Genomic DNA, 10243 nt, shown 5'->3' with positions numbered 1-10243 from the left:
CCAACAATTCTTTAAAATATTTTGAAGATATCTAGGCATTTGGGCTACAGGATCTAAAAATGTAGTTTGTTGAACGTTATTTTTGCAAAACATAGTAATCCTCCTCTACGTGCTGATTTTGATATTATTATATCATAATTACTACGTTTGGAAGTAATTACAAGCTTTTTGTGGGATAATCATATAATGTTTAATATATTAAAAGGTACATATTAACAAATAATTATTTGTATTAATATAATTAAATAGTCGAAAAATATGCTATCATGTTGTTAATAACTATTATTTGTAGATAAATAGTATTATACAGGAGGGATTGAAATTAACATTAACAATATAACAGGTGAAGTATTATATAATGCATTTTTATCAGGAGTCATCCAAGTTAGGAAACAAAAGAATATTTTGAATAAAACAAATGTTTTTCCTATTCCAGATGGAGATACTGGTAGCAATCTTGTATCTACAATGAATGCAATTGTTGAAGATACGAAGGTTCACAAATCTATTAAAAATACAATTAATTCTATGGCGGATGCAGCATTAGTTGGAGCAAGAGGAAATTCTGGAATAATTTTTGCTCAGTTTTTAAATGGGATTGATGAAGAAATTAGTTACACAGAAGTACTAACGACTGTGACGATTGCACAGGCTTTAAAGAAAGCAGTCCCTTATGCATATAAAGCTATTTTAAATCCTGTTGAAGGGACCATGATAACTGTTATAAGAGAATGGGTAGATGCTGTTTACAAGTTGAAAGACGTAACTGAAAGTTTTGAAGTAATAATAATTAAAACTTTAGAGGATGCTAAAATATCACTTGCAAACACACCCAATATTCTTAAAATATTAAAAAAATCATCAGTGGTAGATTCCGGTGCAAGCGGGTTTGTGAGTTTTCTCCAGGGAGTTGTTTATTTTCTTGAGGATAAAAATATTATAAATTCAAGTGCAAACGAAGAAAAAATAGTATTTGAAGAAGAGATTCTTAATTGTACACCCAATATAACTTATAGATATTGTACAGAAGCTTTAATTTCAAATGAGAATGTTAATACCAATGAAATAAAGAATGCACTAAAGCATTTAGGAGATTCCTTAATCGTAGCAGGTAATAAAAGTAAAGTTAGAATACACATACACACAAATAAGCCAGATGAATTATTCTATATACTAAGAGGAAAAGGTGAAATAGTTCAGCAAAAAGTTGATGACATGAAGAAACAATATGAAGTGGTGCATAACAGAATTAATAAGACGGCTATACTTACAGATTCAATTGCTGATTTACCACAAGAACTTATAGAAAAATATCAGATACATGTTTTACCATTGAATTTAATTATTGAAGGTAGCACATACCTTGATAAACTTACTATAAAACCTGATAAGTTTTATTCAATGATTGACAATTTAAAAGAGTATCCAACAAGCTCTCAACCAACAATAAAAAATGTACAAAATGTATTTTCTTTTTTAACTAGTCATTATGAATCAGTAATTACAATTATAGTTTCAAAGGAAATGAGTGGAACGTTTAATATTGTTAAAAAAGCTTCAGAAAAATTTATAGAAGAAGGAAGAAAAATAACAATAATTAATTCCAAATTAAATTCTGGTGCACAAGGGTTAATAGTACTAGAAGCAGCAAAAGAATTAGAGATTGGGAAAAATTATGAGGAAGTTGTAAAGATAATAGAAAATAAGATTAAACAAGCAAGAATATACGTTAGTGTTAATACTTTTAAATACATGGTAAGGGGTGGACGGGTTTCACCAATGAAAGGGGTTATAGGAAAGTTATTAAATTTAAAACCAATAATATCAATAAATGTGGATGGAAAAGGAATTGTAGTTGGCAAAACTTTTAGTGCAAAATCAAGTATTAAAAAAATAATTGCGATAGTTAATAAAGCAAATGAAAATAACAAAGTAGTATCTTATAACATTGTACATGCAAACGCTTTTATAAAAGCCAATGAATTGAGTTTGAAATTAACTACAGTTTTACGAAAATCACCAGAATATATTACTGAAATATCACCAATTGTTGGTTTAAGTGCAGGAATTGGATCAGTAGCTGTATCATTTATAAGTTCTTAATGGTTATACTATAAAATTTTGAGGGGTTGTTATTAATATGTACTTGGAAAGCATAATATTAGTTTTTATCTATATGAGCATTTTTTTTATTCTTGCTCAAATGAGGAAAAATAATTCAATAGTAGACATGGGGTGGGGTCTTGGGTTTGTTCTAATATCAATATATACATTATTTACTGGAGGAAATTATAATTTAAGAGCTATTATAGTTACATCATTAGTTTTTGTATGGGGAATAAGATTATTTTATCATATATTAAAAAGAAATTTAGGAAAGCCCGAAGATTTTAGATATGCAACATTTAGGAGGGAGTGGGGTATATGGGTAATGCCAAGGGCGTTTTTACAAGTTTTCATGTTACAGGGTGTAATTATGCTTGTAATAGCATATCCAATTATAATGAATAACGCTACATCTAAAGGAAGTTTAGGCATATTAGAATATTTAGGTATAGGGATTTGGATAGTTGGCTTTATTTTTGAAGCATTAGGAGATAAACAACTAAAAGACTTTATTGCAGATAAAAAGAATAAAGGGCATATAATGAGAAGGGGACTTTGGAAATGCACAAGGCATCCAAATTATTTTGGAGAGGCTACAATGTGGTGGGGAATATTTATAATTACTTTATCATCAAAAAGTGGCATAACGGGAATAGTTAGTCCTGTAATTATGACGTTATTGTTGTTATATGTTTCTGGAGTGCCGATGCTTGAAAAACATTATAAGGATAACAAAGAATTCCAGGAATACGCTAAAATTACAAGTAAATTTATACCTTGGTTTTCTAAAAGAAATGGTTAATAACATTAATAATAAAATATAATGAGAGTAGGAGTGATTTTGTGAAAATCGGAAAAATATTTTCTTTTATTGGTTTTTTAGTAATGATGGGAATGCTTATATACGGGTTTACTATTGGAAATTTTGCTCAGGAGGGTAAAATCTTGTTAGGCATGCCATGGGGACAAATATCATTAGTAGATATTTATATTGAATTTATTATAGTATGTTGTTGGATAGTATATAGAGAAAATAATGTTGCTAAATCTTTAATTTGGGTTGTGTTAGTGCTAACTTTAGGAAGCATGATTAGTTGTTTATATGTTTTCTTAGCATTTAATAGCAGCAATGGAAACTGGAAAAAGTTCTGGCTAAAAAATAGAGTCTAATATTTGCATGTGAAAATAATAAATTCTTAAAATGAAGAAAGGAAGATTAATATGATTAGAAATCAATGGTATGGTATTTTGAATTCAAAAGAGGTAAAAAGTAAAAAGCCAATTGGTGTAACAAGAATGGGTGAAAAACTAGTTTTTTGGAGAAGCGAAAACGGTGAGGTGAATTGTATTTTTGATAAATGTTGCCATAGAGGGGCATCTTTGAGTGCTGGAACAGTGATTCATGACAAGATGACCTGCCCTTTTCATGGATTTCAATATGATTCTTCTGGAAAGGTGACTTTAATACCTGCTAATGGTAAAAATAGTGTTGTACCAGAAAGATATAATGTTAACTCTTTTAGAGTAGAAGAAAAATATGGTCTAATTTGGCTATGGTACGGAGAAAACAAAGATGAATTACCAGAGATACCTTTTTTTAAAGAACTACGTGAAGGCTTTTCATATGGAGAATTCTCAGAAATGTGGCCAGTTCATTACACAAGAGCTATAGAAAATCAATTAGATGTAGTTCATTTGCCTTTTGTACATGCATCTTCAATAGGTAGGGGAAACAAAACTTTAGTAAATGGTCCCGTTGTTAAATGGGAAGAAAATTTAATGACATTTTATGTAAATAATGTAGCGGATTATGGAGAGGTAAAACCATTAAAACCAAATGAGATAGAAAACTATAAAGACCTATTTAGTCTTCAATTTCAAATGCCAAATATTTGGCAAAATATTATTAGTAAGGATATTCGAATAGTAGCAATTTTCTCACCTATTGATGATGAACACACTCGTATTTATCTTAGATTTTACCAGAAATTTATGAATTTGCCTATATTAAAACAATTAGTTAATGGAATGAGTACTTTTACCAATAAGTATATTCTTCATCAAGATAGAAAAATTGTTTTAACTCAAGTGCCTATAAAATCTGAACTTAATATGAATGAAAATCTTATTCAAGGGGATATACCTATTATTGAATATCGTAAGAGAAGATCTTTATTAAAAACAGAATCAGATAGCCAATAATAATTATTTCAATATAATATTATATGAAAATATGTAACATAAAGATACAGAATATTATGGAGATTATTCTTGTAATTTGAATTAAAACAAAGTAAAATAAGAACATATTTAAACTATAGTAAAGGGGAAAAGCTATAGCTTTAGAATTATCCGGGGGGAGGGAAATATTAATGTTTGAAATGAAAGAAAAATATAAAACACATAATTCACAAATTGATATAGAACATGAAAAACTTTTTGAAATTGGGGAAAGAGCTTATCAATTGCTTATAGATAAATATAACATGGACAAGTATGATAAAATAATTGATGTGATTGAAGAATTAAAATCATATACAGTTTATCATTTTAATGCTGAGGAGAAATACATGATGAGTATAAATTATAAAAGACTATTTACTCAAAAAATAGACCATGCTTTTTTTATAAAAAAACTAGAAGAAGTCAATTTAAACGATATTGATGAAAATCAAGATGAAACTATAATGGGGATATTAACATTTTTAAATGATTGGTTGGTAAATCATATAATAGAGAAAGACTTGCTTATAACAGTGAAATAATATCACAATGTATATTTTATACATTGACAAAACATGAGAAAAGGTGTATTTTATAATTATATTTAGCACTCAATCACATAGAGTGCTAACAAAACACAAAATAAATAATTAATAGAAAAGGGGAAATTTAAATTGGAAAAAAAGCAGTTTAAAACAGAGTCTAAGAGAATTTTAGATATGATGGTAAATTCAATATATACACATAGAGATATTTTTTTAAGAGAACTTATTTCAAATGCTAGTGATGCTATCGATAAAATTTATTATAAGACACTTGCAGATGATACATTAAATTTTGAGAAAGATAACTACTATATTACTATATCAAGTGACAAAGAAAACAGAATAGTAAAAATTTCCGATACTGGTATCGGAATGACAGAAGCAGAACTTAGTGATAATTTAGGTGTTATAGCTAAAAGTGGATCTTTGGCATTCAAAAAAGAGAATGAAATAAAAGATGGTTATGATATAATTGGACAATTTGGTGTGGGATTTTATTCTGCATTTATGGTAGCTGATAACATTACAGTTATCAGTAAAGTTTTTGGTAGTGATAAAGCGTACAAGTGGGAATCAACAGGCGCAGATGGTTATACTATAGAACCCTGCGAAAAAGATTCCGTTGGTACAGAAATTACACTTAAAATAAAAGAGAATACAGAAGATGATAATTTTGATGAGTTCATTGATGAAAATGGATTAAAAGCTATTATAAAGAAGTATTCTGATTTCATTAGATATCCAATTAGAATGAATGTAACTGAGTCAAGACTTAAAGAAGGTAGTAAAACAGAATACGAAGACTTCGTTGAGGAAAAGACTGTAAATAGTATGGTTCCCATATGGAGAAAGAATAAAAGCGAACTTACTGATGAAGACTATAACAATTTTTATGCTGAAAAGCACTATGGTTTTGATAAACCATTAAAGCATATTCATATAAGTGTTGATGGTGTTATAAGTTATAATTCAATTTTATATATTCCAGAAAAAACTCCATATGATTTTTATACAAAAGAATATGAAAAAGGTTTAGAGCTTTATTCAAATGGTGTTTTAATTATGAATAAATGTGCAGACTTATTGCCTGACTATTTTAGCTTTGTGAAAGGAATAGTTGATTCAGAAGATTTATCACTCAATATATCTAGAGAAGTCTTACAACATGATAGACAACTTCAATTAATAGCTAAAAATATTAAAAGCAAAATAAAAAGTGAGTTAGATAATTTATTGAAAAATGAAAGAGAAAAATATGAAGTATTTTACAAATCATTTGGAAGACAATTAAAGTATGGTATTTATTCTGATTATGGTAGTAACAAAGAGACTTTACAAGATTTATTATTGTTTTATTCATCAAAGGAGAAAAAGAATGTTACTTTAGCTGAGTATGTTGCTAGAATGCCAGAAGATCAAAAATATATCTACTATGCTTCAGGAGAAACAAACGAACGAATTGAAAAATTACCTCAAATTGAAATGGTTTCTGACAAAGGATTTGAAATCTTATACTTTACAGATGAGGTAGACGAATTTGCTATAAGAATGATAGCTAAATATAAAGAAAAAGAATTTAAATCTGTATCAAGTGGTGATTTAGGTATAGAAGCAGAAAAGAAGGAAGAACCTTCAGCTGTTGATGATAAAGAAAACAAAGAATTATTTGATCATATGAAAACTGTTTTGGTAGGTAAGGTTAAGGACGTTCGTGCATCAAAACGACTTAAAAATTATCCAGTATGTTTATCAAATGATGGTGAGCTTACAATAGAAATGGAAAAAACACTAAATTCTATGCCTAATAATGAAAATGTAAAAGCAGATAAGGTTTTAGAAATAAACATAAACAATGATATGTTTAAAGTGCTTAAAGAATCTTTTGAAAAAGATAAAAGCAAGTTAGATTTATATACTAATATATTATATAATCAAGCGTTACTTATTGAAGGATTACCAATTAATGATCCAGTAGAATTTACAAATAATATATGCAAAGTAATGATATAATAAAAGTATATTAACAAGGAAAATATAAACATATTTATGAGCTATAAATAAACATTAGTTTATTTGTAGCTCATTTTTACTAAGAAAGTGTTATAATTTTAATATTCTTATAAAACAATATGGAGGGGGAAATACTTATTATAAAACTCATTGCAACTGATATGGATGGTACTTTATTAAATGATAAAGGGAAAATAGATGAAAAAATATTCGGTATGATACAGGATTTGAATAAGAAGGATATAAAATTTGCAGTGGCTAGTGGTAGATTTTATTCACAATTGAGTCTGAATTTTAAAAGGGTAAATACAGATATGATATTCATTGCTCATAATGGAGCTCTTATTAAGCATAATAAAAAAGGAAAGACATTATATTCAAATAATATTGCCAAAGAAGAAATAGAGCATGTAATAAATTTAAATCCACAACTAGGAGAAGAAGTATTTTTAGCCGGAGAAAATGAGGCATTTGTAGTAAATCCATCAAAAGTTATTTTGAATGAGCTTACAGGTGTTGATGTACCTGTGGTAATACTTGATTCTTTTAATCAATTAAAAAGTTCAATATACAAGATTACTTACTATATGGCCGAAGGAGTAAAAGCAGATATAGTTGAGTATTTAAACGAAAATTTGGATGATAAGCTGGAGCTTGTTGTATCTGGATATAAGTTTATAGATATAATGAATAAAGGAATAAGCAAGGGGAGTGCTATAAAAATACTCCAAGAAAAATTTCAAATAAATCAAAAAAATACAATGGTTTTTGGTGATTATTATAATGATGTGGCTATGTTCAAAGCTGCTCATTATAGTTATGCAATGAAAAATGCTCCTGAAGATGTTAAAAAGCATGCTAATTTTATTGCGGAAAGTAATAATAACCATGGAGTATATAACGTGATAGCGTCTATATAGAAACATTAAAGTAATAAAGATAATTTTTATATTTTAGAACATCAAAATTCATTAAATATGTTACGAAAGGGAGATAAATAATATGATTACTATAGTTGCAAAAAACTCAATAAAGCAGGGTAAGGTAGAGGAGTTTAGAGCTTTGGCAGATAAACTTGTTACTGAAAGCAGAAAAGAAAAAGGAAACATATCATACAACTTATATCAAGATGTTGATAACTGTAATGTATTAACATTTATAGAAGAATGGGAAAATAAAGACATAATTAAAAGCCATAATAGTTCAAAACATTTTACTTCTATAATTCCTAAACTTGCAGAATTACAAGAAAGCAATTCAGAGGTTAATTTATATAAAAAATTATAAAAAACATTTTTGCTTTAAAAAGAGCCCTAGGGCTCTTTTTATGTTATAAAATTATTTAGTATTTTTATTCCCTCTAAATCCATAGTTTGTTGAAACTGTTCTTCCGATGCTATTAATTTTACCTGTTATGCAGCTGCGACAATGAACGGGAGTATCTCCAGTACATATTTTACCTGGATAAAGTGCGTAATATTTTCTATATTCACCTTCTGTAACATTAGGCATAACTACGTTAGCACCGCTTTGCAGAGCCATTAGACGCCCATTTGTATTTAGAGATTCCATAGCCGTAGTTGCAGGTATGTTAATGTCAGGTAGAATCAACCGTGTTATAGCCATAACTTTAAGCGCCATAGTTAACTCTTTTCCTTTACAGCCAGCAAGTGGTGTATCTTCATTAGGAATAAAAGGTCCTATACCTAACATGTCAGCATTTATTTCTTTGAAATATAAAATGTCATTTGCATATGATTCTATAGTTTGGTTTGGGAGACCAACCATAACGCCTGTTCCAACTTCATATCCTAGTTTTTTTAGATTCCTTAAGCAATCAAGTCGATTTTCGTGGCTCATTCCTGGATCTAATTTTTCGTATAAAGTTTTGTCTGTTGTTTCAATTCTAAGAAGATATCTGTCGGTACCAGCATCCCTAAAAGCTTTGTATTCATCGTAAGTTTTTTCTCCTATACTTAAAGTTAGGGCTAAATCTAAAGATTTTATACCTTTTATTATTTTTATTATTTTATTTTTTGTATAATAATCATCTTCACCACCTTGAAGTACTATGGTTTTATAACCAAAAGATTTAGCTTTAGAAGCAAAGTCTAATATTTGATTTTCTGTTAATCTATATTTAACTAAATTTTTATTATCTCGCCTAAGTCCACAGTAAAGGCAGTTGTTTTTACATATGTTAGTAAATTCTATAAGACCTCTAAGTTGAACTTCATCACTTACATATTTTTTCCTGATTTCATCAGCTGCTTTAAATAGTTCTTGGTTTATATCATTGTTATTTAAAAGAGAAATTATTTCTTGTTTGCTTAATTTATGTTCTGTTTTGACTTTATTTATTATTTCTAATAACTTGATCATTATTAGGCACCTCCCAGTATTTATGCATATAACTATTTAGAATATAAAACAATTATAATTTATTTTGTCACAAACGTATAGTATTAAGACTATCATAATATTATAAAAAGTATATGTAAATATGCAATGCATAAAAAAATTAATATATTATTAGAGTTAGGCTAATAATAGATAAATAATTATTGTTAACGTAAATTACTTATCTATGTAAAGATTAGTAATTTTATATTATTGACTTAGATAAAAAATAATGTTAATATTAGAAAAGATTCAATTGCACACAACTGAATCTGAAAAATAAGAATGAGGGAGAGATTATTTATGAATAAAGTTGAAATATATACAAGCAATTCGTGTGGCTTTTGTCATTTAGCTAAGGAATTTTTTGAAGAAAATAATATTGAATATATAGAACACAATATTTCTGAAAATTTAGATGCAAAAAAAGCACTAATAAAAAAAGGATATAGGTCAGTACCAGTAATAGATATTAATGGAGAAGAAATTGTTGGTTTCGATAAGGAAAAAGTATCTGCTATATTAGGTCTATAAAATCAGTGAAATACAGATTATAAAAAAGAAGCTAATGTTAGCTTCTTTTTTATATTTATGTAAATTATAAAGTGCAAATTAGCGATAATTAATTAAAAGAAAATAAAAGTATTGACATGTACTATGTTAGCTGATAGAATAGGTAAAGTAGTCACACAGTGACATATATTAAGCGTAAATTGGTCTTTGAAAATCAAACAGAGAATAGGTAAAGAAATGAAATAACATTTTGTTTTAACCAGTTAATTACTTTAGTATAAAGTAAAATTTAGTCGTAAGACTAAAAGTATTGTAATGAGCTCGCGCACAACTTTACAGTTGTCGCAGATTAATCATTTCAAATAAAAAGTGTAAACTTTTAAATTGAGAGTTTGATCCTGGCTCAGGACGAACGCTGGCGGCGTGCCTAACACATGCAAGTCGAG

At 28.0% G+C, this 10243-nt stretch carries 10 protein-coding genes and 1 rRNA gene; 10 read left to right on the top strand and 1 reads right to left on the bottom strand.

Going from position 1 to position 10243, the window contains the following annotated elements; translation table 11 throughout:
• Positions 1 to 405 precede the first annotated feature (405 nt).
• From KPL38_RS16080 to KPL38_RS16045, 8 genes are all read left to right on the top strand, one after another.
• Positions 406 to 2103, top strand: coding sequence for a DAK2 domain-containing protein (locus KPL38_RS16080; protein WP_216290172.1), 1698 nt, complete (start codon positions 406 to 408; stop codon positions 2101 to 2103).
• A 73-nt stretch (positions 2104 to 2176) separates the two neighbouring features.
• Positions 2177 to 2908: a DUF1295 domain-containing protein gene (locus KPL38_RS16075; RefSeq protein ID WP_216290171.1), complete on the top strand. Its 732-nt coding sequence runs from the start codon at positions 2177 to 2179 to the stop codon at positions 2906 to 2908.
• A complete protein-coding gene (locus tag KPL38_RS16070; protein ID WP_312884251.1) occupies positions 2908 to 3276 on the top strand; it encodes a DUF1475 family protein in 369 nt (122 codons plus the stop codon). Before KPL38_RS16075 ends, KPL38_RS16070 begins: the two co-directional genes overlap by 1 nt.
• 51 nt (positions 3277 to 3327) lie before the next feature.
• Positions 3328 to 4308 carry a Rieske 2Fe-2S domain-containing protein gene (locus tag KPL38_RS16065; RefSeq protein ID WP_216290169.1) on the top strand — a complete coding sequence of 327 codons (981 nt, stop codon included), beginning with the start codon at positions 3328 to 3330 and terminating at the stop codon, positions 4306 to 4308.
• A 170-nt stretch (positions 4309 to 4478) separates the two neighbouring features.
• The gene (locus KPL38_RS16060; protein WP_216290168.1) at positions 4479 to 4871 is read left to right on the top strand and encodes a bacteriohemerythrin; all 393 of its coding nucleotides are present in this window, start codon (positions 4479 to 4481) and stop codon (positions 4869 to 4871) included.
• A 132-nt stretch (positions 4872 to 5003) separates the two neighbouring features.
• Positions 5004 to 6884, top strand: a complete 1881-nt coding sequence (htpG, locus tag KPL38_RS16055; protein WP_216290167.1) for a molecular chaperone HtpG — start codon at positions 5004 to 5006, stop codon at positions 6882 to 6884.
• A 137-nt stretch (positions 6885 to 7021) separates the two neighbouring features.
• A complete protein-coding gene (locus tag KPL38_RS16050; protein ID WP_216290173.1) occupies positions 7022 to 7804 on the top strand; it encodes a Cof-type HAD-IIB family hydrolase in 783 nt (260 codons plus the stop codon).
• 82 nt (positions 7805 to 7886) lie between these two features.
• Complete coding sequence (locus KPL38_RS16045) at positions 7887 to 8171, top strand: putative quinol monooxygenase (RefSeq protein WP_216290166.1); 285 nt, start codon at positions 7887 to 7889, stop codon at positions 8169 to 8171.
• Positions 8172 to 8222: 51 nt separating this feature from the next.
• Here KPL38_RS16045 and hydE read toward each other — a convergent pair whose 3' ends face one another.
• Positions 8223 to 9266, bottom strand: a complete 1044-nt coding sequence (gene hydE / locus KPL38_RS16040) for a [FeFe] hydrogenase H-cluster radical SAM maturase HydE (protein ID WP_216290165.1) — start codon at positions 9264 to 9266, stop codon at positions 8223 to 8225.
• Between the two features lie 321 nt (positions 9267 to 9587).
• Between hydE and KPL38_RS16035 the strand changes: the two genes are divergently transcribed.
• Together KPL38_RS16035 and KPL38_RS16030 are read left to right on the top strand one after the other, a co-directional pair.
• Entirely contained in the window at positions 9588 to 9818 is a 231-nt protein-coding gene (locus tag KPL38_RS16035; RefSeq protein WP_216290164.1) for a glutaredoxin family protein, read from the top strand.
• Positions 9819 to 10177: 359 nt separating this feature from the next.
• Positions 10178 to 10243: ribosomal RNA gene (locus tag KPL38_RS16030) — 16S ribosomal RNA — on the top strand; the annotation flags it as partial.

It is taken from the genome of Clostridium psychrophilum, from assembly GCF_018861705.1.
Taxonomy (GTDB): Bacteria; Bacillota; Clostridia; order Clostridiales; family Clostridiaceae; genus Clostridium_AD; species Clostridium_AD psychrophilum.
Note: the sequence above shows the minus strand (reverse complement) of the source record. Positions and strands in the feature narration are given on the sequence as shown.

Excerpts from the sequence above, each read along its gene's own strand:
- KPL38_RS16075 (WP_216290171.1), top strand. The coding sequence starts at position 2,177 with ATGAGCATTTTTTTTATTCTTGCTCAAATGAGGAAAAATAATTCAATA.
- KPL38_RS16065 (WP_216290169.1), top strand. The coding sequence starts at position 3,328 with ATGATTAGAAATCAATGGTATGGTATTTTGAATTCAAAAGAGGTAAAA.
- KPL38_RS16060 (WP_216290168.1), top strand. The coding sequence starts at position 4,479 with ATGTTTGAAATGAAAGAAAAATATAAAACACATAATTCACAAATTGAT.
- KPL38_RS16045 (WP_216290166.1), top strand. The coding sequence starts at position 7,887 with ATGATTACTATAGTTGCAAAAAACTCAATAAAGCAGGGTAAGGTAGAG.
- hydE (WP_216290165.1), bottom strand. The coding sequence starts at position 9,266 with ATGATCAAGTTATTAGAAATAATAAATAAAGTCAAAACAGAACATAAA.
- KPL38_RS16035 (WP_216290164.1), top strand. The coding sequence starts at position 9,588 with ATGAATAAAGTTGAAATATATACAAGCAATTCGTGTGGCTTTTGTCAT.